The sequence below is a fragment of the Citrifermentans bemidjiense Bem genome (assembly GCF_000020725.1).
GTDB classification, from domain to species: Bacteria; Desulfobacterota; Desulfuromonadia; order Geobacterales; family Geobacteraceae; genus Geomonas; species Geomonas bemidjiensis.
The window spans coordinates 4510728-4535456 of record NC_011146.1 but is presented as its reverse complement, the minus strand read 5'-3'; the positions used below and the strand labels follow the sequence as shown (position 1 = coordinate 4535456).

The window sequence follows — 24729 nt, the reverse complement described above, 5'->3', positions numbered from 1 at the left end:
AGAGTCAGGGGAGCAGGGAGAGGGCGGTTGCCGCTGCAGCGCGGGTTTTTTCGTGGGGGGAGTGGATCAGCCTCATGAGCGGCTCGGCCAGCGACGCGTCGCCGATTCGCCCTAAGGCAAGTGCGGCTTCGGCGTCGAGCATGCCGTCGTTTGCTTTCAGGAAAGGGAGCAGCCGGGGGACCAGGGCGGGGTCGCGGTAGTGGCCGAGCGCTTCGATGGCGAAGGCCCGCACCTCCGGCGCCGGATCGTCGAGTTTCTCCAAAAGGACAGGCACCGCCTCCGGGAGTTCCACCTCGCCCAGCACCCGTATCGCAGCGGACTTGATGTCTACCTCGCTTCTTCCCGCGCAGTAAAAGAGGACCGGCAGTACCTTCGCACCGCCGATGCGCCCCATCGCGTAAATAGCGGCCACTTTGGTGGCGCGATCCCCGCGTTTCAGCCGATCGAAGATCTCTTCCAGGCTCTCGGCCGCCTCCAGCTTTTCCAGCGCACGCGCCGCCGCCAGGCGCACCTCTACCTCCGGATCCCTGAGGAGCGGCATGATGGCTTTGCGTCTTTTTATGCGTGATGCTTTGTCCATAGGGCTGAATAACTAGCAGAAACAGCAGCGATCCACAACACAAAAACGATGGCTTTTAATCCGGCGCGACCGCCGCGCCGTTGCCAAAAGGAGAAACACGATGGGAAACAAGATCAAATGCGTGGCGCTTTCCGCGCTGGTGCTGCCGGGGCTCGGGCAGCTGTACCGGGGGAGCCGGGTGAAGGGGGGCGTGATGATTCTGCTCGACAACATCTTCATCCTGGGAGGGCTCTTCATAGCCATGCGCAGCGCCGGAAAACTGATGCTGGCCGCGCGAGGAGGGGGAGTCGACGCCGAGCATGTGCTCGCCTCGATCCAGACCGATTCGCCCTATGCCAAATGGCTTCTGATCGGCTTTCTCCTTTTATGGGTGTATGGCGTGGTGGACGCGATTTTCGATAAGGAGAATCATATTAATTGACAAACGCTATTTTATTATGAGATAAACATTGCGTTTCTCGGCCCCATCGCGGGAAGCAAGGGAGGCGCACTGAGATGCTGCATGCTGAAATCCTTGGCACCGGCGGGCACGTCCCCGCCCGTGTCGTCCCCAATAGCTTCTTTGAATACCTGGTTGATGATGCAGATGCCTGGATCCACTCGAGGACCGGCATCCGCGAGCGCCGTTTTGCCGTAGAGGAGGAATCGACCTCGGACCTCGCCACCGGCGCCGCCCTGCGCGCCCTGGAGAACGCCGATCTCGACCCTCTCGAGATCGACTGCATCATCGTCGCCACTTCCACCCCCGACATGATCCTCCCCGCCACCGCCTGCATGGTGCAAAAGAACATCGGAGCGGAGCGGGCCTTCGCCTTCGACATGAACGCAGTCTGCAGCAGCTTCATCTACGGGATGGAGGTCGCCGACAACCTCATCCTGTCGGGAAAATACCGCAAGGTCATGCTGATCGGCGCCGATACCTACTCGAAAATACTGGATTTCGACGACAAGGGGTCGGCTCCCCTTTTCGGCGACGGGGCCGGCGCCGTCATCCTCGGTGCCGGGACGTCTGGCAAGGGGATCCAGCACACCATGATGCAAAGCGACGGCAGGGGGTGGGAGCTGATCCAGGTCCCGTCCTCCGGTTCGCGTAAGCCGATCAGCGCCGAGAGCATCGCGCTCAAGGAGAACACCTTCAAGATGGCTGGCAAAAGCGTCTTCACCTTCGCCACCGATGTCATCCCGCGCATCATAAAGGACCTGGCCGAGCGGGCAGGGATCAGGCCCGAGGAAATCGACCACATCATCCCGCACCAGGCCAACGTGAGGATCATCGACTTCATCTCCAAGAAGACCGGGATTCCCAAGGACAAGTTCCTGCTCAACCTGGACCGTTACGGCAACACCGCCGCGGCGTCGCTTGGTTTGGCGCTCGACGAGAACCGCAGAAACGGCGTTATCAAGCCTGGGGAGACGGTGCTGATGATGGGATTCGGCGGCGGGCTCTCCTGGGGCGGGGTGCTGCTAAAGGCTTAGAGGCAGATAAAGATTGAGATAAAGATAAAGATTGAGATAAAGATAAAGATTGAGACTAAGATTAAGATTGAGATTGAGTCTAAGATAAGGACTTAGGTTGAGAAGTTAAGAGAAGAGGGACGGGCCATAAGGCTGCGTCCTTCTTTTTTTGCCTGAAGGGTCTGCTTAATCTCAATCTCTATCTTAATCTGCTTCTCTACTGTTTCTCTCTTTCCTTTGGCTTGTCTCCCCTCGCCCTTTGGGAGAGGGGCGGGGGTGAGGGAGGTTCGCTGCTCAAACCCTCTTCTTCCCACCGATCCCCTCCGGTACCTGAAAGGGTGTGAGCCCCTGTTTCTCCATCAACGCACAAAGCTTCTCCGCCGGCACCTTAATCCTCCACCCCGCGTGGAAGCGGTCGGTCGCCAAGAGCACCCCGCCCGGTAAAAGACGTTGGGAAAGGCCGGCGAAGGCGGTGTCCAACCCCGCGTCATCGTGCAGCATCGGCCCGCCCAGAAGACCGTTGCACAAAACCAGGTGGTAAGGCTCCCTCTCCGGGACCGAGCCGACCCGATCCAGGTAAAACTCAAACCGCGGAGCATCGGCGGCGCCTAAAACCGGCGCCATCCGCGCCCGGTATTCCCTTTCGCGCTCAGGATCGTGCGGGAAGTAGAGATGAGCCGCCGCGAAGAGCTCGATCTCTTCCAGCGTTGACCCGTGCACCTCGCAACTTCTTCCCGAATATCCCGCTTCCAACAGCAGTTCCGCCACCTGATAGGTCCCCTCGCCGCTGCCGCAGGCGCTGTCCAGTATCCTGATACCCCCCTCGAAGCTTCGCGCCCGCTCCTTTAGCCACGCCGAAAGCCACTGCGACTGCAGGGGATAACGGTCGAAGCCGCCGCCATAGTGATGGGGGAGCATCAGCGAGAAGAGGAAACGCTGCCGGGCCTGGTCATCCTCAGCCAATCCGGAGAGGATCACGGCGGGGTTAGCCAGCGGCAGGGGGGGCTGCAGCCGCTGCAGGAAATCGATCCAGCAGGCGGAGCTGTGCAGGTAACATCCGGCGAGAAGAGGGGAGAAGCGGCAAGAGCGCTCCAGCAGGCGGTCGAAAGCGGGGCGGATCTCAGCCATGGGCAAGAGCGCCTCGGTCAGGTTCCGCATCTCGTTGTCCGTCACGAGCCCGGGAGCCCAAAGCGGCAGGGGGTAGCTCGCGGCATACCGTGCGAAGGAGCGGGCGAGGCGGTCGATGCTTCTGGCGAGCGGCACGTCGAGAAGAGACCCGGGAACCAGGAGCTGCTGAAGCAGTCGCTGCAGCTCGACTCCGTCCGTGGTAGGTGCAAAGGAAAGCTGCATCGCCTAGATGATGACGCTGTGCAGGTCGCGGCGCTGGTAGCGCCAATAGAAAGCGCCGGCCCGGAAGAACCAGTCCACCAGGAACACCCCCCAGACGGCGTAGAGCGAGAGGTGCAGCGGGACTGCGGCGACGTAGGAGAGAAGCACCCTGATCCCCCACATGGCGACGAGTGTTACCAGGAAGACGTAATGCGTGTCGCCGGTACCGCGCAGGCTCCCGGCATAGACGAAGGAGATGGCGAGCGGCACCTGGGCGAAGGCGACCAGCTTCAGGAAGACGCTTCCTTTTTCGATGACGTCGGGATCGCTGGTGAAGAGGGCGATCAGGTGGTGCGGAATGAAGAAAAAGAGGAGCGCCATGCAGGCCATGACGATGATGGCGAGCCGCAGCGCTTCGGTGTGGCTCATGTGGGCGCGCCTGAGTTTCTTGGCGCCCAGCGACTGTCCCATCAAGGTGGCGGCGGCGATCCCCATGCCGGCCCCGGGCATGAAGGAAAGAGATTCGATGGAGAGCCCGATCTGGTGCGCCGCGTAGGCGGCGGTGCCGAAGCCGATGATGAACTTGGAGTAGAAAAGCTGTCCCGACTGCTGGGCGATCCGCTCCAGCGCGACCGGGTAGCCGATCTTCCATACTTTATTCAGGAGCACCATGTCGGGAGGGCCAATCTTCAGATACCCCTTCCTGAGCGACTGGATCAGGAGGTAGATGAATCCTGCAGCCTCCGAGATGTTGATCGCGTAAGCGGCACCAATCACACCGTAGCGGGGGAAGCCGAACTTGCCGTAGATGAGCGGGTAGGCGATGACCACGTGCAGGATATTGACCAGGAGGATGGCCTCCATCGGCGTCCTGGTGTTGCCGGTCCCCTGGCTGATGGCGGAGAGGATGTTGAGTCCGGCGGTAAAGGCGAAGTAGAGAAAGACCAGTCGGATATAAGGCGAGGCGTAGGCCAGGACGTCGCTGCTCGCCCCCATGAAGGTTGCCACCTCGCTGCCGAAACCAATCCCCAAAAGGGTCGCCGCCACGGCGAGAAGGGCGCAAAGCAAAAGCGAGGCGAAGCCCGCCCGGCGTGCCTCAAGTTGGCGCCCCGCGCCCCAAAGATGCGCTATAACCACGTTGGCGCCGGTGGAAAGCCCCCAGAACACCGTCATGGTCACGAAGATCAGCAACTGGCCGAGGCCGGTGGCGGCGATGGCAGCCGCTCCCAACCCGCCGACCATGAAGATGTCGACGATGGAAACCAGGCGCTGGAACAGGGACGACAGGAGCACCGGCATCGAAAGCGCCGCGACGTTGCGGCGGATCGAGACCGGTTTCCTTCTTCTTTTGATAAAGAGACGCTTCAAGATTTGGGGACTCTCGCTTAGAAAAAAGTGAAGGCCGGGTCCATGGAGGCCCCGGCCCAAGCTGCTATTACACCGCCGGTTGCGGATCAGGCCATGCCGCCCCGGTTACAACTCGTCCAGCACGCCCTTCATGCCGAGCACGAAGTTTTTTGCTCTTCCCGAAGGGGCGATCATGCCGTAGGCCATGGCCTCGTTCAGTTCCTCTTCAGTAGCGCCAGCTTCCTTCGCGACCGCGAAGTGTTTCTTGAGTCAATCCGGACAGCCGACCGCGACGGCGCAGCCAACCCGTATCAGCTCGCGGTACTTGACCTCCAGAACCTCTTCATACTCGAAATCGAGAATCTTCTTGCGGATCTTCATGGTCAACCTCCTTGGCGGGAACAGACGGTTGGAAATGTCCTACATAACTAGCACAAACCGGGGGCGGTGGAAACTAATTATGAACCCAACGCTCCAGCTGGGGGACTGGCTCCGCAGGTGCCTGTCCCCCTTAGCCACTTCTCCACGCTCCCTAACCCTCCCCCCTTTACAAAGGTTCATCCGAGAATTCCGGGGAGAAGAGTTCCCCCCTCCCTTGACGGGAGGGGGACGGGGGGTGGGTGAAGCTGCAAAGTACGGAAATGATCGCACCTTTCCCCACCCCCTAACCCCCTCCCGCAAGGGGAGGGGGGACCAATAGCGGTTTTCCCCGGCATTTCCTATGACCCTTTACAAAGAGGGGCAGTGTCGATTTGTCTATCCCCTGAATTTTGCTTGAAACACGCACCGCATCTGATAGCTTCTCTCTGGTACTTTCGCGCATTTAAGTGAAACCGCTCCGAGTGGGGAACCCGAATGAACGGTAGCGATATTTCAAGCCATGTTACTGATCCCGCCCGGCTTGCCGCATTGCGGGCCGTAGCCCTGTTGGATACTCCGACCGAAGAGGCATTCGATCGCCTGAGCAGACTCGCCTCGCGCTTTGCATCTGCACCCGTCGCCCTCGTCACGCTGGTAGACAGCGACCGGCAGTTCTTTAAAAGCTGCGTCGGCCTTCCCGAACCGTGGCTCTCCAGCCGCCAGACCCCCCTGTCGCATTCGTTCTGCCAATACAATCGCGTCGCCAAGCAGCCCCTCATCATCGAGGACGCCCGCGTTCATCCGCTGTTCAAGGAAAACCTCGCCATCAGGGACCTCATGGTCATTGCCTACCTGGGGATTCCGCTGGTCACTTCCGACGGCTACGTCCTCGGTTCCTTCTGCGTCATAGACCATAAGCCGAGGCACTGGAGCGGGGAGGATGTCGAGGTGGTGGAGAACCTCGCGGCCGCGGTGATGACCGAAATCCAGTTGCGCACGGAGATAGCGGTACGGGCTCGCGGCGAGGAGACACTGCGCCGGCAGCACGAGGAACTGGGGCGGGCATACCGGGAACTGGAGCGGGAGGCGGCAGAGCGGGCGAGGACTGCGGAGCAGCTGCGGCAAAGGGACCAGATGCTGATCCAGCAAAGCCGCCTGGCGGCGATGGGGGAGATGATCAATAACATCGCCCACCAGTGGCGGCAACCGCTCAACCTGTTGGGGTTACTGGCACAGGAACTGCCGATAACCTACGCGACAGAAGAGTTTTCGGAGCAATACCTTGAGTCGCGGGTGCAGAAGATGATGGAGTCGATCGGACACATGTCGGCGACCATCGACAATTTCCGCAACTTCTTCTGCCCAGAGATGGAAAAGGTGGAATTCGGCATATCCGACGTGGTGGAGAAGACCATATCGCTGATGGGTTTGACCCTGAAACAGGTGCAGATAAATATCGAGGTAGCGGGGAATGTCAATCCGGTCATCACCGGATATCCCAACCAGTATGCGCAGGTTCAGCTCAACATCCTCAACAACGCGAGGGATGCCTTTGCCGAGCGCAACGTGAGCAGCCCCAAAATCGAGATACGTATAGCGGCCGAGGAGGGGCGTTCGGTGTTAACCGTCAGCGACAACGCCGGCGGCATTCCCGCGGACGCCATCGACAAGGTATTCGACCCCTATTTCACCACCAAGGGGCCGGACAAGGGGACCGGGATCGGTCTCTACATGTCCAAGACGATCATCGAGAAGAACATGGGCGGATCGCTCACCGCCAACAACACCGAAGAGGGCGCCAGCTTCCGCATAGAGGTGTGAACGGTGCGGGACCGTGTGCGTAAGCTGCTACGGCATTATCTCGACGACAGTCCCGATTGGTACTAATTCTGCGATCTCCTGTATTTCCTCGTCCGTTACCGCTATGCACCCCTTGGTCCAGTCAATCAAGGTGTGGTGCTCCCCAAACCACGAGAAGCCATTCCGCATGCCGTGAATCATGATGTTGCCGCCGGGAGCAACGCCCAGTTGCTTCGCTCGCTTTTTGTCCTGCTCGTTGGGGTAGGAGATATGAAGGGAGAGGTGATACTGGCTGTCGTTGTTTCTCGAATCGATGCGGTAGATCCCCTCAGGAGTCTTGTTGTCGCCCTGCCTCTCCTTGGGGCCATTCGGGTTTTCCCCGAGCGAGATCTTATAGCTTTTGATCACCTCACCCTTCGACAACAAGGTCAAGCGACGTTCCTTCTTTTCTATCAGTACCTTGTCCGCCGGTCCCGTCGGCACTGGAGGCGGAGAGATCTCTTCTTCCTGTGCCGCAATCTCTTGTTGCAGAACCGCAATTTCACCCACCTTCTTCTCGATCTCCAGCTGCAGGGCTCTTGCCTCCTGGCGCTGGTTCTGGACCTCTCGCTGAAGCACCTCGATTTCGTTTCTCTGTGAGTCGATTAGCTTGTCCTTGATGGTCACGTTGACGAGGTAAAAAACCATCATCTCGCTGTCCTGCCTGTAGCTGCTGCGGGGATACTCCTTTATCAAGGTTCGATAGCAATCCAGCGCTTTGCCATAGTCCTTCTGCGGGTTGTCCGGATGAGAGTGGATGATGCCCATCTCGAATAAAGCCCTGTCCCCGGTCGTGGGATACTTCTTCGAGGCCAGTTCGTACCCCTTCAGCGCAGCCTGGTAATCTCGCAGGACGGAATGGCGATTTGCTTCTTCGAATGCCGATCCGGCCCCGAAGGTTCCGTCAAGATGGCTGCACCCCCCCGCGGTAAAAAGTATCGTAGCGAGCACAACAAAAAGGCAAAGCTGCTCCCAATTTCTGCTTACTCTTCTCACTTCCCTCATCCCTTCGCCCAAGAAATCCCCTACGTTCCCCTTTGCAAAGGGGGGAGATGTATCTCGTTCCCAAGGTCCACCTTGGGAACGCAATGCAGGACGAAGCTCCAGCTTCCCACGGATGGCAAGCTGGAGCTTGCGTTGAAGCAAATCTACTTCCTCATCGACTTGTAGAAAGCGGCATCAGCCCTCTCTCCCTTTTCATTTGCCACTTTTTCCCGCTCTGCGGCGGCCTGCTCCTTCTCTGCGGCAAGCTTTTCCTTCTCAGCTGCGAGCCTTTCTCTTTCCTCTGCAGCTTTGGCCGCGTTTTCTGCGCGGAGTGCTGCGGCATCGGCCTGTGTCTTAGCCGCATCCGCCGTGGCCTTGGCAGCCTGTGCTTCCTGCAACGCCTGATCGGCCTTAGCGCCGAGCGCCCTTTCCTGGGTCTCCACTCTCGCGAGGTCCCCGGATGTCGCACATCCTGCCATGGTAACAGCCGAAACCAACAACATCGTGATCAACAGCGCACCTTTTTTCATAACTGATTACCTCCTTTATTGCGGGTTTATTCACGCATTGGCGTGAAGTTCACAACATCCCCCCTGCACATGGCGCAGACAGGAACACCTATATCTTCTTGACCGGGTCTATCACTATGCCGTCGAGTTCCAGGTCGAGCTTCAGCCGCCTGACCGCCTCTTTGGCCAAGCCGGCGTTATCGAAAGGACCGGCGATGACATGGTAGCTATTGCTGCTTTGCGGCAGCACCCGTGCCGGGATGGGCGGCCCCTGGTGGTTGATAATGGCTGCCAGCCTCCGAGCCTCGATCTCCCCGCCCACATTGGCAGCCAAAACATACCAGGCATCCCGTTTGAGCTCGGGTACCTCAGGCGCGCCGAACATTTGTAGCGGGCGCTCGACGTTAACGGTCTTCAGGCTATCTTTTGCCTTATCCTGACCAAAGGCCAAGATGGGGACAGGGACACCTCTGGCCTCGGTTTGCACTTTACGGATTTTTTCCCAGTCAAGTGAGCGTCCGTACCTCTTTTCCCACTTCCTCAGTCTTGCCGTCACCTTCTCCAACTCCAGGGCACCAGAGCTTTCCAGGGGCGCATGAGCCTCAAGATAAAGGACCCCATCCCGTTGCCCCACTAGATACGGCTGGTTGACGATGAGTACCGGGGTATTGACCGGCGTCTCCTCGTAAAGCGTCGTCACATTCTCGGGGTAGAGCCGCAGGCACCCGTTTGTTGCCTTAAGACCTATGCTGGCCGGCTTGTTGGTGCCATGAATCAGATACCCCGCTTTGCTCAGGTAAAGCGCGCGCTCACCCAAAGGGTTCTCAGGTCCCGGCGGAACCTTCGCGGGGAGAAGATCTCCTTTTTTCCTATGATCCTCGGCAATTGAAGCGGGTACGTGCCAAGTGGGCAGGGCAGTCTTGCGTTCAATGCGCATTTTGCCTGTAGGCGTCGGGCGCTCCGCGGTGCCGACACCGACAGGGTAGGTCGACACCACTTGCGCTTTACCATCTTCCTTGAAACGGAAAAGCCGCATGGTGGCCAAGTTGATCACGATGCCTTTCCGGGGAGCATCCGGGAGGATGAAACTCAAAGGGAGGATGACCTCCTTTCCCGGTTCAGGGACCCATACATCGACACCTGGGTTGGCAGCGCTGATTGCGTTGATCCCAAGGCTAAAGTGTCTGGCGATGTCGGGCAGGGTGTCCCCCTTTTCAAGCCTCACCACTGCCAAGGTGCCGATCACGTCATCACCTCCGGCTACCGGGAAGACGTTCCGCTCGATCTCCTTTTGCGTGGGAACCGGCGGTAGCAACGATTGCTCGGGAGCCCTCTGCATGGCGACACATCCGTTGAGAAACAGGACGAGAGCGCAGAGAAACAGAAGACGAAGAGCTTTTTCGATGATTGGCGGATCTAAAATTCGATGCATGCTGGAACTGCCCTTTCCTCACAGGCGGTTAAGGGGTTCGGGAACCCTTACCGGGTTTGCTCTTTGGCGGCGGCCCACCTCGTATCCCCCCCTCCCTTGATGGGAGGGGGACGGGGGGTGGGTGAAGCTGCAACATATGGAACTGAAGGGGGGGGACCGAGAGCGACGCTCCCGGAATTTCTCCTGATTCCCCGTTGAACGTTCCGGGATTCGGGGCACAAAAAAAGCCGGGAGCCGATATCGTGTGATATTTCGGCAACCCGGCTGTCTCAGAGAGACCCAATAGGCTTTCCGCCCCATCCTCGCGGATGGTTGAGTATTATCGTGTACCACCACCGTTTTTACATCATGCCCGCGCCCTTCAAGGCGCCTCCTGCGACTTGCCCCCCACTTGATCAATGGACACAAAAAAAGCCGGGACCGAATATCTGTGATATTTCGGCAACCCGGCTGTCTCGGTGAGACCCTATAGGCTTTCCGCCCCATCCTCGCGGATGGTTGAGTATTATCGTCTATCTAGGTTTAAGTTGCGGGGATAATACCTGTCGATGAGGAATTGTCAACAAAATTTTCTAAATTTTCTTCCCCGCCCGGCGAATTTTCCCATGCGCCTGTACCCGCAACCTGGCGCAGCTGCAGCAGTTTTCACAGCCGGTTGCCGGACCGCCGGGTGGAGATCATGTTCTTGCGGACCGGTAACGCTGGCCATTTACACGAAGGATTCAACAGGCCCAGGGAAATGCTTATCCGGAGCGAAAACGTCGTATTTTTTTTCAAATGTGTCATTTTTGAATTCAAATACGTCATATTCGGACTCAAAAATGACATATTCGGATTCAAAAACGTCATATTCGAGTTCAAAAACGACACATTTTTTTCAAATGCGTCACTTTTGGATTCAAAAATGACATATTCACCAAATAATACGTCATTTCCGGAGTTGGGAAGATGCAGGGGGGGACGGGGACGCTGGAGACTGTTATAATTTCAGCATCATCCGGAAATATGGCAGCAAAGGAGTAAGGTATGAAACGAGCATTCGTAGGGATAGGAATCACCGTGGCGGCATTCGTACTTGGAATATGCACAAGGACGGATGCCGCTGATGAATCTCAACCCAAAGCCCGGGGGGTGGCGCCCGGCCAGGACGTGCAATGGTCTTTCGACAAGGAAAAGGCGGGGAGTGTCCCGGCTGGGGCATATCCCTTCAGCGGCACCTGGTCGGTGAAAGAGGAAGGCGATGCACCGAGTTCGCCGCATGCCCTTTGCCAAACCGCATCGGCAACGTTTCCAGCCATCGCATTGAGCGACAAGATCTTCGCCGACCTTACCGTCTCGACCCGGTTCAAGCCCGTCTCCGGCAGCGGGGACCGTGCTGCCGGGATCATTTTCCGCATCCAGGACGAAGACAATTTCTACATCCTCCGCGCCAATGCGTTGGAGGACAACGTGAACATCTACAAGTACGTGGCCGGATCGCGCCATACTCTCAATGAAGGGTCGGCCAAGGTGGTATCGGGGAAATGGCAGGAATTACGCGTGGAAGCAAAAGGGAACGACATCCGGGGTTACCTGAACGGCAAGCTGGTAGTGGAGACTCGTGACGATACCTTCAAAGCCGGCAAGATCGGGCTCTGGACCAAGGCGGATTCGGTGACCTGCTTCGACGACGTGAAGGCGACTGCACAGTAGATGGGACACAAGGAGGGTTCGATGCAGCGGATTAGACGTGCCCGGGCCTTCGAGGCCTGATATGGAGAGTTTACGGGTCCTGCGGTCATTGCCGCCGGATGGGAGACTGCTTTTCGTCACCCGGATGGCGCGCATGTTTGCCTACGGGTTTTTGGCGGTTGTTTTGGTTCTCTACCTTGACCACATCGGGATCTCGGCAAAGAGAATCGGCCTCCTGCTGACCCTTACTCTGGTTGGCGATACCGTCATCTCGCTCTGGCTGACCACGATCGCCGATCGCTTCGGCAGAAAGCGCATGCTCGTCGTGGGTGCAGGCTTGATGCTGTTTGCCGGCCTCCTCTTCGCGGTGACGACGAATTTCCTGTTGCTGCTGCTAGCCGCGACAATCGGCGTCATAAGCCCGAGCGGGAACGAGGTGGGGCCCTTCCTCCCCATCGAGCAGGCATCGCTCACCCAATTGGTCTCGAAGGAGGTTCGGACCGAGGTCTTCGCCTGGTACAATCTCGCCGGCTCCATCGCTTCCGCGGTCGGGGCCGTTTTCGGCGGAGGTCTGGCGCAAGGACTCATCAATGCCGGATGGGCCGCTGTGGACAGCTACCGCGTGCTTCTCGTCGTTTATGCCGCAGTAGGGACGGTGCTCTGGGTCTTGTTCAGAAGGATGACCCCGGCCGCGGAAGCGCCAAGGAATAGCAGAACCCCCGGGACAACAGCCCCTTCATTCTTTGCGGCGCGATTCGGTCTGCACCGCTCTTATCGCCTGGTTCTCAAAATGTCGGCGCTCTTTGCCCTCGACGCCTTTGGCGGCGGCTTCATCCCTCAAAGCATCATGGCCTATTGGTTCTACCTCCGCTTCGGCGTAAGCCCGGGGCTGCTCGGAGCCATCTTCTTCGTGGCCAACATTCTTGCGGCCGTCTCCGCCCTGGCTGCGGCGCGAGTTGCCGCCAGGATCGGGTTGATCCGGACCATGGTGTTCACGCACCTTCCCTCGAACGTCCTGCTGATATTGGTGCCGCTGATGCCGAACCTCCCTTTGGCCATCGCCGTGTTGCTGCTTAGGTTCAGCATTTCGCAGATGGATGTGCCGACCCGGCAGTCGTACACGATGGCCGTGGTGAGCCCTGACGAACTTTCGGCTGCCGCCGGGATCACGGGCGTTGCCCGGACCACTGGGGCCGCGTTGTCGCCTATGTTCACCGGGATGTTTCTGGCCAATGCCGCCCTCTGGAACATCCCTTTTTTTCTCGCTGGCGGTCTCAAGATAATTTACGATTTATCTTTGTACCGGAGTTTCAAGGCGGTCAGGCCACCGGAAGAGTAGGACCACTTTGCCAGCGGAGTGTTGCGCGCAAGCGGAGCAACTTTGATCGTGCTTTATCCGGCCTCGATATTTTTTTTTGACATCGCCGAAAGCCCGGTTACTATTTCGGCACGTTAAAAAAAATTCATCTGGAGGTTGCAGATGCCCACGACCAAATTGAGCCTTCCTGAATTGTTGTCTAAATCCGCAGCGATGAATGCGACCTTTAACACGGAGATGTTCAACCGCTTGTTATCGCTCATCCCCACGCCTGCGTTTTATAGCGAGTTGCATGAACGCTACGCGACCAACTTTGCTGGTTACTTGAGAGGAGACCCCGAAAAGATCAAGGCCTGCGAGGAGGATCGCCAGTTGATTGACCAAAACCTCTCCCTTCTTCTTGGTTTGGCAAAGGTGGTCACGGCGAAAGATCCCTCGTTGCAGGAGGCGTTCGGTCTCAATCCCTCAGCCGAAAGAGCAACCGTTTCCGCCACCCTGGAGCGTGCTAAGGATTTCAGGGTTAGTTTCGACCCGAAGGGTCATCCCGCAGCGTCAGTCACCAAGATAATGGGTGCAAGGGGATATGAAATTTGGGCCTGCGACGGTGATCCCAGCTTGGAAGAAAACTGGAGGCTGGTGGTATGGTCGACCAAATGCCTGAAAATACCGATCATCGGAGTGGACCGCACGAAACTCAACTGGCTCAGGATCAGGGGGAAGCGCGGAGAGACGGCCGGCCCCTGGTCCAACCCCATCCCTCTTAACCCCTAACAAAAAAGCCCCCCTGGCGACAACCAGGGGGGCTTTTCACTTCTACGCTCTAATCCTCTCCGTTTCGTTCACTGCCTTGAGGCCAAATCCCTTTACATGGACTTTATCTGGTTGAAGGAATCCATTGCCTTCGAATGGACCTCCATAACCGCTTCCAGTGGGAGGCCGAGAGAACCGAGCAGATCGGGATCTATCTCCTTCCCGGACGGGGACCGCACTGCCTGATCCGCTATCTGGAGAAGCGCGATCATCTTGTTGACGATGTCGCCGAAGTTGCGGTTGTGATGGTAGCGGATCAGATTCTGGATCGACTCGGGGTAATTCCACTTTCTGGCTATCATCGCCCCGATTTCAGCATGCCGGGAATGCATGAGCTCATCGAAAAGCGACTCGTCTATCTCGAAATCCTTCGCCACACTCAGTATCACGGTCTTGCCGAGATCAAGTAGCAACCCGCCAAGAAACGCCTCTTCCGGATCCTCTCTCAGCTGCCTCGCCAGACCGCTGGCGAGAAAAGCCGTCTTCAACGCGCCATCGAGGATCGCCTGGAACTTCTCCTGGGGAATATCGCGGTTCTGCATCGAGAGCACCTGAATACCGGTCACGATATTCAGCACCTCACGCATCCCAAGCCGGACAATGGCGTAGTGAATCGAGTCCACCTGCCCCGACGCTGAGTAAAAAGCCGAGTTGGCAACTTTGAGGATGCGGGAGATCAGGACCTGATCCGTCATGATCAGTTTGACCATCTCCTGTACCGTGGTCCTCTCATCTTCCATCAGCGAAATCAACTGCATGAGCATGCCAGGGAGAACCGGAAGCTGGAAATCCTCATTGTAAAGCCGCTTGTTGATGGCCTCGATCGCCTCATCCCGCTGCTGCGAGTCCCTGTTCTGTTCGTTGTAGATCCTGACTGCGTTGAAGATGACCCTCCCTGTTTCCAGGGAAATCGGCCCACCGGCAAGAATTTCGGGAAGCGGCGTAGTGATGGTGACTGAACCGGCGTTGTTGGAGAGCAGGTCAAGGAGGAGTTTCTCGACCAGGTCGGACATGATATCGGCGAGGACATTGGAAGATACGAGGGAAGTCTCAACCAGGTATCTGGTGAGGGAAATGCCTTTGCTCTTGCTTTCGGTTAGCGCTTGGAATACCTGCACTTCGGAGAGCACGCCTGAGGCGGCGAGGAACTGGCCGAACTGCAGCCCCTTTTTCTGGGACCCGGCGAGTACCAGCTTTCCGTTCTCAAGGTAAAACGTTATGCCGCTGTCGCTCTCGCGAGTAATGGCAACCACGCAAGTGAGACGGTTCATGTCGATCCACTGCAAAATGTCCGGAATCGGCATGAAGCTCAGTTCAACTTGGAACAAGATTCCCATAATACCCACCTTCATACAGTTCGGGGGACATTAGCATTCCGCGGACCTGACACTAATTTAGAATCCGTAGACATAATACTAAATCCGGCATTTTTTCCAACTAAAACCTACTTAGCTTTTAAATGACAAAAGCCGCTACCACCTTTTCAAGGTGACCAAGGCAGGAGATTCGGGTATATGGTTAGAAACAGAAGGTGCTGAGGTACCACAATGAGTATCACACGCCGAGCAGAATGACTCGACGCTGGATGGAAATAGTGAGGAGACCGTGATGACCAAACAGGAACACTCCATCGTGCGCTGCAACTTCGAGCGACATGCGGATGCGATTCTGGAAATTTTCAACGATGCGATCCTGCACTCGACCGCGCTCTATGATTACAAGCCCCGGACGCTGCAGGCCATGGTCGATTGGTTCGCCGCCAAGCGGGCCGGCGGGTTTCCCGTGATCGGCATCGAGGACAGCAATGGGGTGCTACTGGGCTTTGGGAGCTATGGCACGTTTCGAGGCTGGCCTGCCTACAAGTACACCGTGGAGCACTCTGTATATGTGCACAAGGATCATCGCGGTCATGGGCTCGGGCAGGCTGTGATGCGGGAATTGCTAGCGGTGGCAAGGGAGAACGATGTGCATGCGGTGGTAGGTGCAATCGATGCCGCGAACACCGGCAGTATCGCGCTGCATGAGCGACTTGGCTTCAAGCACGTAGGTACGCTACCGCAGGTGGGGTTCAAATTCGGCCGGTGGCTCGACTTGGCATTCTACCAGTTGTTGTTGGATACACCTGCCCATCCCGTCGATGGCTGATCCGTGATGTTATTTGTTTCCTTTCGCGGCCACCCTCTTGCTGAATTTTTCGTAGTCGATCACGAAGCGTTCATGGCGACCCCGGCCAATCACCTCCACCTCGTCGCGGGCCTCGATCTCCCAGACGGTGCGCTTGCCGTCGACCTCCACAAGCGTTACAGTGGCCGTCACCTCCATACCCGCCGGAGTGGCGGCCTCATGGGTGACGTTGATCATGGTCCCCACAGTCCGTTCACCCTCATCCAGGTATGGAGCTAGAGCGTCCATGCAGGCCCATTCCATGAATCCCACCATGTAGCCTGTGGCGAATACCTCCGGCATCACTTGGAAGTACGACGACTCCGGGTACAGAAATGGCACCGTCCGCTCCTTGGGCACCAGGTAGCTGAACGTATGTTTCAAACCGACTTGCAACTCCTTCATGTCTCTTCCTCCTTTTGCCCTTATACCCTTTTCACTGGACGACCCTTCAATCGACCCGCCCCGCTCTGATAAAGAGCGGCCCCAGGCTTCGGCGAGCGCCGGCGCCAGTGCTTGGACCCCGCTTCCCACCTTCGCCCTGATACGTTCGCCCTCTTATGCCGCGACAACCATCTCGCGCAGTTTCGAGATATCCCGCAACGGCGGCGCCCCAAACAGGCGGTTATATTCTCGACTGAACTGTGACGGACTCTCGTAGCCGACCTGAAACGCTGCGGCAGCGGCATCCATCCGTTCTGTCAGCATCAATCTTCTCGCTTCCTGCAGGCGGAGTTGCTTCTGGAACTGCAGCGGGCTCAACGCTGTCAGTGACCGAAAGTGATGGTGGAACGTCGAAACGCTCATGTTTGTCAGAGCAGCGAGTTCCTCCATGCTGATAGCCTGTGAGTAATTGCTCTTCAACCAACCGATTGCCTTGGCAATGTGCTGGCTTTGACTCCCAGCCGTTGCGATCTGACGAAGCCGCTCGCCTTGATCTCCCACCAACAGCCGATAGATGATCTCGCGCTGGATGACCGGAGCGAGGATCGGAATGTCCTTTTCATCGTCAAGCAGATCAATTAACCGTGCAAAAGCATTGACAATCTGTTGTGTCACCTCGCCGGTCGCCATCCCACGGCTCGACTGCTGGCGTGGTTGAGGGAGGTTGCTGTCGACCATCAGTTGCGAAATTTCCTTCAGGTCGAACTTTAAACGGAGACCAAGGTACGGCTTTTCCGGGCTTGCTTCGAGAATCTGCACGATCGTCGGCAGATGCACTGACGTAATCAGATAGTGGTGTGAATCATATACAAATGAGTCATCACCGAGAATTACGCGCTTTGCACCCTGCACGGCCATGCAGATGCTCGGTTCGTACATGCCGCTGGTTGGTCCGCTTGGTTCCTCCCGACGAAAGAGAGACAACCCGGGAACTGCGGTTATATGCATTTCTCCCCGTTCGGTATATCGGGCAATGCGACTGCAAAGAGCAGCAACTGCCATGTCCAAGGCATTAGCCTCAATATCTTGATCGGTAGTCGAAATTTCCATAACTTCCTCCAAATTCGATACTATCCAACCTACCGCACCGTTACAATAATAATTTGGTGCAATGCAGGATCGGGCAATAAACCGAGAGGATCGGTCTATCGCCTAGTGCTTGACGGGATGTAGGATACGATCGTCAAAAAAAGATGCAGGGGGATAACGGATGCAAAAACACGTATTGGGAAAGACGAAACCGCCGCCAATCTGATCACCGTACAAGGGGGCAGACACCCTGATAAACTGGAAGAGTTGACCGGTCGTTGAACAAAATAAATATCCTCAAAGGAGTGGGGGAATATGCAGAAAGTGACTTTAAATAATGGTGTGGAGATGCCTATTCTCGGTTTTGGCGTCTTCCAGGTCAGTGATCCGAAGGAATGTGAGCGTAGCGTCAGTGATGCCCTGCAGGCGGGGTACCGATTGATTGATACTGCGGCATCCTACATGAATGAAATAGCTGTCGGCAACGCAATAAGGAATAGTGGCATTGACCGGCATGAAATCTTTGTGACCACCAAGCTGTGGGTCCAGGATGCGGGTTACGATGGCACCCGGAAGGCGTTTGATAAATCGCTGGCTAAGCTGCAATTGGATTATCTGGATTTGTATCTGATCCATCAGCCGTACGGAGATGTCTTCGGTTCCTGGCGGGCCATGGAAAGTCTGCATCGGGAAGGCAAAGTCCGAGCAATCGGCGTCAGCAATTTCCATCCGGACCGGATTATGGATCTGATGATTCACAGCGAAGTGGCGCCGGCGGTCAATCAGATAGAAACACACCCTTTCTGCCAACAGATCGAGACTCAGCGGTTCCTTCAAGAAAACGGCGTTCAGATTGAATCTTGGGGACCTTTTGCCGAGGGCAAGAATGATCTATTCAGCAATGAACTGCTCACTGCCATTGGCCGCAAATATGACAAATCTGTTGCTCAGGTGGTGTTGCGCTGGCTGACCCAAAGAGGCGTCGTGGTCATACCGAAATCAGTGAACAAAGAGCGGATTGTTCAGAACTTCAACATTTTTGACTTCGAACTCGCAGCCGAGGATATGGGGAGCATTGCAACGCTGGATAAGAAAGAAAGCAGCTTCTTCGATCATCGCGATCCGGATATGGTGAAGTGGATTGGGACCCGTAAGTTGGACCTCTAAGAATGTCGAATGGTTGGAAAAGGTCAACTACGATCAATACAACGGAAAACCTGGTGGCAAGCATGAATAGACTTATTATTGAGTTCCTGGCAATCACGTTCGCCATGATGTGCATCATGGCAGCCATAGCGGAGGCACAACCCATGGACAAAAACCAAACTTTAAACTCAAAGCAGCAAGGCATTATCCCCATAGCCGCCTTTACCGCCAACGGAGACATTGAAAAGCTCGAAACTGCTCTGAACAAAGGGCTGGATGCCGGGCTGACCGTGAACGAAATCAAGGAAATCCTGGTGCAACTATATGCCTATACGGGGTTTCCGCGCAGCCTGAACGGACTTGGCGCTTTTATGAACGTTGTGGAACAACGGGAGAAGAAGGGCATCAAGGATCAACTCGGAAAGGAACCCGGCAAAATGCCTGCTGGTAAAAGCAGCATCGAGCTTGGCACAGAAATACAGACGCAATTGGTAGGCAAGCCGGTCACTGGGCCGATCTATGCTTTCGCTCCCGCCATCGACGCGTTTTTGAAAGGCCACTTGTTCGGCGACATCTTCGGACGCGACAACCTGGACTTCCAGAGCAGGGAGATTGCCACCATTTCCGCTCTGGCCGCTATGAAGGGGGTCAATCCCCAACTGCAGGCCCATTTCAGCGTCGGTTTTAATACCGGTTTGTCCGAGTTGCAGATGCGCGGTCTGATAACCGTTCTTGCCGCCAGTGTCGGCAGGAGTGAAGCCGATAATGCGAGTGAAGTATTGGACAAATCGCTCAAACTTGTCGGTGTGGTCCCGATTGTCTCGGGTAGGAAATCAAAGTAAAGCATTCGGGAGGCGAGGGGGACGGGACGTTGGTCAGTTGGTTGAGTTCCTCATTCCGAATCCTAAATAACTAGACGAACTGACCAGCGTCCCTCTTACGCCGAGTGATCACATGACCGCTCATCTTCTGTCAGCAACCAGGCCAACGTTGTCCAACTTCGGCATTACGGAACCAACGCATAAGTTCCTTATGCTTATCGTCCTCGGCAGAAGGCGACCAAGGGGCGAAATCTTCTTCTTTGAATGGAGAATAAGGGCCGTGTTTGACTTCAAAGATGACACCACCGGTATCAAGAGAAAGTACCGCATGCCAGCCTGCGACTGGAGTTTCAGCAATCGAAACGTCTTCACCCAGCACTGCACGTCCGATGACCACACCGTCGTCATCGAAAGTCAAGACCACGAAACGGCCACGTAGTGGGGTCAGAAGCTCCCATGTGTGCCGATGGTGATGGGGGCGAATATAGGTATCAGGTTCCATTGCAATCACCAAGCGCTGGATGGGGTCGGACAATTCGGAATGAAGATTGTGATTCATCCGCTTGCGTGGGGATTGTTGTGCTTGGGTGCTAAGGGAGGAGAGATCGTCGAAACCGAGTTTTTTCATAAAAGGGGCTCCGGTAAGAGTTAGATGGGGCAAACGTAGACCGAATCCTTTAACTTTGCAATGGATTTTTAGTATTTGCCTGCAGACCTTCAGCAGAAGGATTTTACATGAAGAAAAATCTCTTATCTATAGACAAGGGTTTCCGATATTGATATAGAGGCATAGCTTTGCCGTATACGTTGCATTGTTTAACAACAGCGGGATGAAAGACTTTGTATCTACATCATGCACTGTGAGAACTGCTGGCCCATGAGAACACCCTCAACGCGAAAGCGTTGTTAACCGAAGCTTTAAAGGAGAAAGTATGGGAAAAAGCAAGTCAATCGTTCTGGCTGTTGTAGCACTGTCTTCTCTGATGTTCGGCGGTTGTGCGCTCACCACTGCGACAGTCGACATCAATTACACCCCGCAGACTGGCGTCGCTGCTGTAGAGAACGCCAAGTCTGTAATCTGCAACGTGCAGGTGAGTGACAGTCGCAACGAGAAGGTCAAGGTGAGCAGCAAGAAGAACGGGTTCGGCATGGAAATGGCGCAAATCGTGCCCGCGGAGAATGTAGCGGTCACCTTCCAGAAAGCCATCGAGTGCGAGCTGAAAGCCCGCGGTTTCGGACTTGGCCGAGAGAACTCACTTGTCACTATCGATGCCGATCTGGTCAAGTACTACAACGACTTCAAGGTAGGATTCTTTGCGGGGGACGCCGTTGCCGAGCTGAACATGGGGGTCACCATAAAGAACAAGAAGGGGGACTTACTGTACTCCCATCAGTTCGTTGCGGAGGGAATCGAGCGCAACATCCAGTTGATGACCGGCGAGAATGCGGAGCTTGCGCTGGAGAAGGCGCTTAACGAAGGGATGCAGAAGATGTTTGCCGACAAGACCTTCATTGCGGCCCTGCTGAAGGCAAATAACTAGATCACTAGATGAAGCTTCTTAATTTGAACAACAAGGCCGGCAGACGACGTCTCCGGCCTTGTTGTTTTTGAGAGGTAGGGGCAGAAGTCAGAGATTTAAGTGGCAATAGGGTCAAATTCAAGCTCAGACCCCCCTTTGCTCTTAATAGGTAGCGGCTTTTGCATAGCCTGGATAACAATCTGTGAAGAAGAGACTGAATTCTTCTTCTGCGTCTCATGTGTTGCAAAATTATAGGTATTATGTCCCCGGAATTCCGAAGTAGAGGTAAAAAGCGAAACACGGCAGCGGTTATAATTCAAGACCCAGCACGCCATCTCTCTCGGTGGTCCCGTAACTTGCGAACCAGCACAGGCACGAGGAACATCGCGGCCAAGACGATCAGCATTGTGGTGTTCGGGTCTTTGAAGTAGGAGTTGAGGCGCAAGGTGGTGAGGGCGATCACCGCGAAATAGAGCATATCTCCTGCGATTGCGAAGGCCCAGCCGGCGAGGAATCCGTGGCCCGAGGCAAGCGCAGTGGCGCGTCCGGTCATCGGATCTACGCCGAAGGCTATCATGACGAGTGCAAGGGGGCCGGTGCTGGTGCCGCTGACATGCGCCACGCTGCGCGCCGTGGCAGCCTTTAATGCCGCGCTAAAACGCGCCAGGAAAGGGATATTCCCTATCACTGCGGCGAAAAGCCGTAGAACCGGTTCAAACATGAGGGCAAGGACCACATCCGAAACCAGGTAGAGCCCTGCGGTGACGGGCCAAGCCAGGCCTTGGGTGCGGGCCAGCAGAACGCCGGCGGGTATTCCGCCGCCCACAGGAAGCAGGAAAAGCTTAAACACGGGAAGCAAGTGGGATGCGGACTGGATTGATGAAAAGGCCATGAAGCGTCTCGATGGTAAGCACAATGCAGGGCAATGCCAGGTTGGTTCTTGAAGGACTGCGGCATGTTAGCAAAAGTGGGGAGCAAAGGGAAGTTGTCAGAGCTTCAACCCCTGAGGGGAGAGGGGACCTACGTCCCCTCGCGCTCTGAAGACGGAGAAAGTAAACGAACTAAAGAACGTCCACTTTCGCCCTTCGCCCTTAAGTCAGGAACTCAATCAACTCAACAACGTCCCCCTCGGCCCCCGTCCGGATTGATGAGGGAGGGCAGGGTAACACCTCCTCTCTGCTCTACCCCTAGCCTGCTAGCTTTTACTACTTCTTTGCCTTTCCGCCAAAATAATATCCTGTTACACTACCAATCAGTGTTGCAGCAAATGCTAAAACTTCAGAAAAATGCTCCCTTGTAGACAGAATCATTACCAAAAACAAAGCAACATATACGATCATCATAGCCAATACTGGGACGATGCGATTATGTAGCCGTACACTCTTCGGTTCCGTGATGCCAACACCGTGACACACAGAGCACACAATGCCAAACGTGCTGTCAATAATCTTGACTTTCTGCTCCTTTATACAGACGAGACAACTGGTTTCATTTTGACCATTCTTACAAGTGCCTGTACCTGCACAATGTGCGCATTTAACGAATCCATTCGCATCATTCATATTTTCTCCTAATTCGCTACCCAAGTCGTGGGGGATGAGCAGCGTCCCCCTCGAGCCACTCAGTCCCCAACACCTGGTATGCTCCCCCCGGTAAGCCTCCTCTGTCCCTCTTCGAAGCATTGGCTACATGTGGCTTATTGTGCGTTAATCATTCCGTATACTCGTCCTTGAGGCTAACGATTGTCGCAATTGCTGCAACCAAAGAGGCGATAGAACCGACGGTTGATTGAACTGCAGTACCGATATCATCCAATTTATAAAACCAAGTGAAGATCAAACCTAGCAATGCTAGTACTCCGAGTATGGTCGTCATCACAACGGAGGCAATGACCTTGCCTCTCGGTGCCACATTTAGAGTGATCAGCGCATATAACCACCCGAATACCGCTGAAGAAATGACCGGTAGGATGTAGCGAAAATACCATCCATCCTCACGGAAACCCCCCTGCATTTTCATCCCGATCCACTGAAGCAGTGTGAGGAGAAAAGCTCCTACCAATGCACCAAGGACTGCCGCCAGCGGCAGTATCGGCCACCGCCACCATTGCGATGAGCGACTAAGCTCAGAGCCGTTTTCCATACATAACCTCCCGTAGGTATTTCTTGCCATTCTACCTGACAGCAGGAAGTAGGCCGGCTCGGCCGGTCCAACTTCTCGTAGTACTCTACCTGATAAACAACCGCATCTAGACCTTGGAATTCCGGGGACACATTACTATTAAATCCCAACCCGCCTCAAAACGACAAAAGCCGCGACCTTGGCGGTAGCGGCTTTTATTCTTTCCTTAATATGTCTAGAACGGGATCTCGTCGTCCGGGTTGAATACCGGCTCTTCGTAACCGCCGCCCTGGTTGTAATCCTGCTGCGGCCTGGACTGACGCTGCCCACCACCGCCGCCTTCGCCTTTGGCGGAAAGCATCTGCATCTTCTCGCCTACGATCTCGGTGGTGTACCTGTCTTTGCCTTCCTTGTCGGTCCACTTGCGGGTCTGCAGACGCCCTTCGATATATACGGTCTTCCCCTTGGAAAGATACTCGCCGGCGATCTCGGCAAGACGCGCCCAGAGGGTGATGTTGTGCCATTCGGTCTTCTCTTCCCAGTTGCCGTCCTTGCCCTTGAACTTCTCGGTGGTGGCGACGGAGAAGGATGCTACGGCGGTCCCGCCGGCGGTGTAGCGCACCTCGGGGTCTTTCCCCAGGTTCCCGATGAGCATCACCTTGTTCAGACTTGCCATATGCTTTCTCCTTTTCGCTTGAATATTGAGCGCCGATGCTACATCAAAACCCGCCTCTAGCAAAGCAATATTTTGCGGCCAAAACGGAAGCGGAACACAGGACACGAAGGTCCACTGAGGCAAAACCAAAAACAAAACCCTTAGCAAGGAGAAAATCTGAGGACTTCTGAGGAAACGGACAAAAATACTAAACCAAACCTTTAGCCACGGAGAGAATCTGAGAAAACGAAAATGGCTTTGGGGTTAAACCTGTTGTCCTTCCTCTGTGCCCCTCTGCGGTCCTCTGTGGTGAGTGCCTGTGCCTTTCCCTGAAAAACCTCAGTGGCCTCCGTGAACCTCTGCGACCTCTGTGTTCCGCCTTTTCGTATTCGACTGCGCCGCAGCAGGCACAAGCTGGAGCTGGCGCGGGTTCGTGTATGGGTCTACCGATAATTGGTTTGACTCCTATGATAAAAAAAAGTAACTTAGCCGGTCATGCTGAGAGCTTGTATCTACTTACTTTTCTTCGTTCCGTACACCCTGTTATGCAGCCTCGCCGCTGTGATCGGGGGGCTTTTCGACGGTTCCGGCCGGGCCGGACACGCCTGCGCCAGGATCTGGAGCTTAGGCTCCCTGTCTGCGGCCCGCATCCGGCTTGAAGTGAACGGCCTTAACCACGTTCCACCTGAGGGGCCCGTAATCTATATGGGCAACCACCAGGGGAACTTCGACATCTTCGCACTGACGCTCGCGGTACCGCGACTGTTCTCCTGGGTCGCCAAGGAGGAACTGTTCAAGGTGCCGGTATTCGGCGCGGCCATGCGGCGGGCGGGATACATCCCCCTGGACAGAAGCGGCGGCAGGAAGGCGCTCAAAAGCATGAAGCAGGCGGCGGAGCGGATCGCCTCGGGAGCGAGCGTGGTGATCTTCCCGGAAGGGACCCGCACTCAGGACGGATTGCTCCTCCCATTCAAGCGCGGGGCGTTCATGCTCGCCGGCATGGCGGGGGTCCCCATCGTTCCTTTCACCATTAATGGCAGCCGGGCGATCAACCCGCGCAACCAGCTGGAACTGCGGCCGGGGACTATTTCAGTGACTTTCGGCGCGCCGATCGAGGTGAAGCGGGGTGCCGAGGGTGAACTTATGGAGCAGGTTCGTGAAGCTATCGCGGCAAAGTTGGAGGTTGACTAAATGGT

Annotated in this window: 27 protein-coding genes and 2 riboswitches; of the genes, 11 read left to right on the top strand and 16 right to left on the bottom strand. The window is 55.9% G+C overall.

The window, feature by feature from the left end; genetic code table 11:
* Positions 1-4: 4 nt before the first annotated feature.
* The gene (locus GBEM_RS19960) at positions 5-541 is read right to left on the bottom strand and encodes a HEAT repeat domain-containing protein (RefSeq protein ID WP_148212933.1); all 537 of its coding nucleotides are present in this window, start codon (positions 539-541) and stop codon (positions 5-7) included.
* Positions 542-680: 139 nt separating this feature from the next.
* Between GBEM_RS19960 and GBEM_RS19955 the strand changes: the two genes are divergently transcribed.
* Both GBEM_RS19955 and GBEM_RS19950 read left to right on the top strand, forming a co-directional pair.
* Positions 681-1001, top strand: a complete 321-nt coding sequence (locus GBEM_RS19955; RefSeq protein ID WP_012532425.1) for a hypothetical protein — start codon at positions 681-683, stop codon at positions 999-1001.
* Positions 1002-1075: 74 nt separating this feature from the next.
* Entirely contained in the window at positions 1076-2056 is a 981-nt protein-coding gene (locus GBEM_RS19950) for a beta-ketoacyl-ACP synthase III (RefSeq protein WP_012532424.1), read from the top strand.
* A gap of 92 nt (positions 2057-2148) precedes the next feature.
* On the opposite strand, the gene GBEM_RS19945 is transcribed toward GBEM_RS19950, so the two are convergent.
* The 4 genes from GBEM_RS19945 to GBEM_RS21980 all read right to left on the bottom strand — a co-directional run bounded on the left by GBEM_RS19945 (position 2149) and on the right by GBEM_RS21980 (position 5092).
* A complete protein-coding gene (locus GBEM_RS19945; protein WP_041262904.1) occupies positions 2149-2349 on the bottom strand; it encodes a hypothetical protein in 201 nt (66 codons plus the stop codon).
* Positions 2330-3385 carry a methyltransferase domain-containing protein gene (locus GBEM_RS19940; RefSeq protein WP_012532423.1) on the bottom strand — a complete coding sequence of 352 codons (1056 nt, stop codon included), beginning with the start codon at positions 3383-3385 and terminating at the stop codon, positions 2330-2332. Before GBEM_RS19940 ends, GBEM_RS19945 begins: the two co-directional genes overlap by 20 nt.
* A 3-nt stretch (positions 3386-3388) precedes the next feature.
* Positions 3389-4732, bottom strand: coding sequence for an MATE family efflux transporter (locus tag GBEM_RS19935; protein ID WP_012532422.1), 1344 nt, complete (start codon positions 4730-4732; stop codon positions 3389-3391).
* A 105-nt stretch (positions 4733-4837) separates the two neighbouring features.
* Positions 4838-5092, bottom strand: a complete 255-nt coding sequence (locus tag GBEM_RS21980) for a GSU3128 family (seleno)protein (protein ID WP_264175521.1) — start codon at positions 5090-5092, stop codon at positions 4838-4840.
* Between the two features lie 474 nt (positions 5093-5566).
* On the opposite strand from GBEM_RS21980, the gene GBEM_RS19930 reads away from it, so the two are divergent.
* Positions 5567-6892, top strand: coding sequence for a GAF domain-containing sensor histidine kinase (locus GBEM_RS19930; protein ID WP_012532419.1), 1326 nt, complete (start codon positions 5567-5569; stop codon positions 6890-6892).
* Between the two features lie 27 nt (positions 6893-6919).
* Here the strand turns inward: GBEM_RS19930 and GBEM_RS19925 are convergent, their stop codons facing one another.
* The 3 genes from GBEM_RS19925 to GBEM_RS19915 all read right to left on the bottom strand — a co-directional run bounded on the left by GBEM_RS19925 (position 6920) and on the right by GBEM_RS19915 (position 9835).
* The gene (locus GBEM_RS19925; RefSeq protein WP_012532418.1) at positions 6920-7927 is read right to left on the bottom strand and encodes a L,D-transpeptidase family protein; all 1008 of its coding nucleotides are present in this window, start codon (positions 7925-7927) and stop codon (positions 6920-6922) included.
* Positions 7928-8058: 131 nt separating this feature from the next.
* Positions 8059-8424 carry an Lpp/OprI family alanine-zipper lipoprotein gene (locus GBEM_RS19920; RefSeq protein WP_012532417.1) on the bottom strand — a complete coding sequence of 122 codons (366 nt, stop codon included), beginning with the start codon at positions 8422-8424 and terminating at the stop codon, positions 8059-8061.
* An 88-nt stretch (positions 8425-8512) separates the two neighbouring features.
* Positions 8513-9835, bottom strand: a complete 1323-nt coding sequence (locus tag GBEM_RS19915) for a L,D-transpeptidase family protein (protein ID WP_012532416.1) — start codon at positions 9833-9835, stop codon at positions 8513-8515.
* Between the two features lie 251 nt (positions 9836-10086).
* Positions 10087-10163: riboswitch (cyclic di-GMP riboswitch) on the bottom strand.
* Positions 10164-10272: 109 nt separating this feature from the next.
* Positions 10273-10349: riboswitch (cyclic di-GMP riboswitch) on the bottom strand.
* A 512-nt stretch (positions 10350-10861) separates the two neighbouring features.
* On the opposite strand from GBEM_RS19915, the gene GBEM_RS19910 reads away from it, so the two are divergent.
* The 3 genes from GBEM_RS19910 (at position 10862) to GBEM_RS19900 (ending at position 13595) form a co-directional block, all read left to right on the top strand.
* Positions 10862-11527, top strand: a complete 666-nt coding sequence (locus GBEM_RS19910) for a family 16 glycoside hydrolase (protein ID WP_012532415.1) — start codon at positions 10862-10864, stop codon at positions 11525-11527.
* A 61-nt stretch (positions 11528-11588) separates the two neighbouring features.
* Positions 11589-12845: an MFS transporter gene (locus tag GBEM_RS19905; protein WP_012532414.1), complete on the top strand. Its 1257-nt coding sequence runs from the start codon at positions 11589-11591 to the stop codon at positions 12843-12845.
* Positions 12846-12986: 141 nt separating this feature from the next.
* Positions 12987-13595, top strand: coding sequence for a hypothetical protein (locus GBEM_RS19900; RefSeq protein ID WP_012532413.1), 609 nt, complete (start codon positions 12987-12989; stop codon positions 13593-13595).
* A 92-nt stretch (positions 13596-13687) separates the two neighbouring features.
* Here GBEM_RS19900 and GBEM_RS19895 read toward each other — a convergent pair whose 3' ends face one another.
* A complete protein-coding gene (locus tag GBEM_RS19895) occupies positions 13688-14971 on the bottom strand; it encodes an HDOD domain-containing protein (RefSeq protein ID WP_012532412.1) in 1284 nt (427 codons plus the stop codon).
* A gap of 271 nt (positions 14972-15242) precedes the next feature.
* Here GBEM_RS19895 and GBEM_RS19890 point away from each other — a divergent pair, with 271 nt between their 5' ends.
* The gene (locus tag GBEM_RS19890) at positions 15243-15779 is read left to right on the top strand and encodes a GNAT family N-acetyltransferase (RefSeq protein WP_012532411.1); all 537 of its coding nucleotides are present in this window, start codon (positions 15243-15245) and stop codon (positions 15777-15779) included.
* A gap of 9 nt (positions 15780-15788) precedes the next feature.
* Here the strand turns inward: GBEM_RS19890 and GBEM_RS19885 are convergent, their stop codons facing one another.
* Positions 15789-16202: a thioesterase family protein gene (locus GBEM_RS19885; protein WP_012532410.1), complete on the bottom strand. Its 414-nt coding sequence runs from the start codon at positions 16200-16202 to the stop codon at positions 15789-15791.
* Between the two features lie 153 nt (positions 16203-16355).
* Positions 16356-17291 carry an AraC family transcriptional regulator gene (locus tag GBEM_RS19880; RefSeq protein ID WP_012532409.1) on the bottom strand — a complete coding sequence of 312 codons (936 nt, stop codon included), beginning with the start codon at positions 17289-17291 and terminating at the stop codon, positions 16356-16358.
* Positions 17292-17585: 294 nt separating this feature from the next.
* Here GBEM_RS19880 and GBEM_RS19875 point away from each other — a divergent pair, with 294 nt between their 5' ends.
* Positions 17586-18437 (top strand): aldo/keto reductase, encoded by an 852-nt coding sequence (locus tag GBEM_RS19875; RefSeq protein WP_012532408.1) that lies wholly within the window; start codon positions 17586-17588, stop codon positions 18435-18437.
* 62 nt (positions 18438-18499) lie between these two features.
* Entirely contained in the window at positions 18500-19258 is a 759-nt protein-coding gene (locus GBEM_RS19870) for a carboxymuconolactone decarboxylase family protein (protein ID WP_012532407.1), read from the top strand.
* Between the two features lie 130 nt (positions 19259-19388).
* On the opposite strand, the gene GBEM_RS20990 is transcribed toward GBEM_RS19870, so the two are convergent.
* Positions 19389-19865 carry a WbuC family cupin fold metalloprotein gene (locus GBEM_RS20990; protein ID WP_012532406.1) on the bottom strand — a complete coding sequence of 159 codons (477 nt, stop codon included), beginning with the start codon at positions 19863-19865 and terminating at the stop codon, positions 19389-19391.
* Positions 19866-20169: 304 nt separating this feature from the next.
* Between GBEM_RS20990 and GBEM_RS19855 the strand changes: the two genes are divergently transcribed.
* Positions 20170-20778, top strand: a complete 609-nt coding sequence (locus tag GBEM_RS19855) for a YajG family lipoprotein (RefSeq protein ID WP_012532405.1) — start codon at positions 20170-20172, stop codon at positions 20776-20778.
* A gap of 295 nt (positions 20779-21073) precedes the next feature.
* On the opposite strand, the gene GBEM_RS19850 is transcribed toward GBEM_RS19855, so the two are convergent.
* The 4 genes from GBEM_RS19850 to GBEM_RS19840 all read right to left on the bottom strand — a co-directional run bounded on the left by GBEM_RS19850 (position 21074) and on the right by GBEM_RS19840 (position 23554).
* Complete coding sequence (locus GBEM_RS19850; RefSeq protein WP_012532404.1) at positions 21074-21649, bottom strand: hypothetical protein; 576 nt, start codon at positions 21647-21649, stop codon at positions 21074-21076.
* A gap of 313 nt (positions 21650-21962) precedes the next feature.
* Complete coding sequence (locus GBEM_RS21360) at positions 21963-22319, bottom strand: hypothetical protein (protein ID WP_012532403.1); 357 nt, start codon at positions 22317-22319, stop codon at positions 21963-21965.
* A gap of 148 nt (positions 22320-22467) precedes the next feature.
* Positions 22468-22899 carry a hypothetical protein gene (locus GBEM_RS19845; RefSeq protein WP_012532402.1) on the bottom strand — a complete coding sequence of 144 codons (432 nt, stop codon included), beginning with the start codon at positions 22897-22899 and terminating at the stop codon, positions 22468-22470.
* A 214-nt stretch (positions 22900-23113) separates the two neighbouring features.
* Positions 23114-23554 (bottom strand): single-stranded DNA-binding protein, encoded by a 441-nt coding sequence (locus GBEM_RS19840; protein ID WP_012532401.1) that lies wholly within the window; start codon positions 23552-23554, stop codon positions 23114-23116.
* A 474-nt stretch (positions 23555-24028) separates the two neighbouring features.
* On the opposite strand from GBEM_RS19840, the gene GBEM_RS19835 reads away from it, so the two are divergent.
* Entirely contained in the window at positions 24029-24724 is a 696-nt protein-coding gene (locus GBEM_RS19835; protein ID WP_012532400.1) for a lysophospholipid acyltransferase family protein, read from the top strand.
* Positions 24725-24729 lie beyond the last annotated feature (5 nt).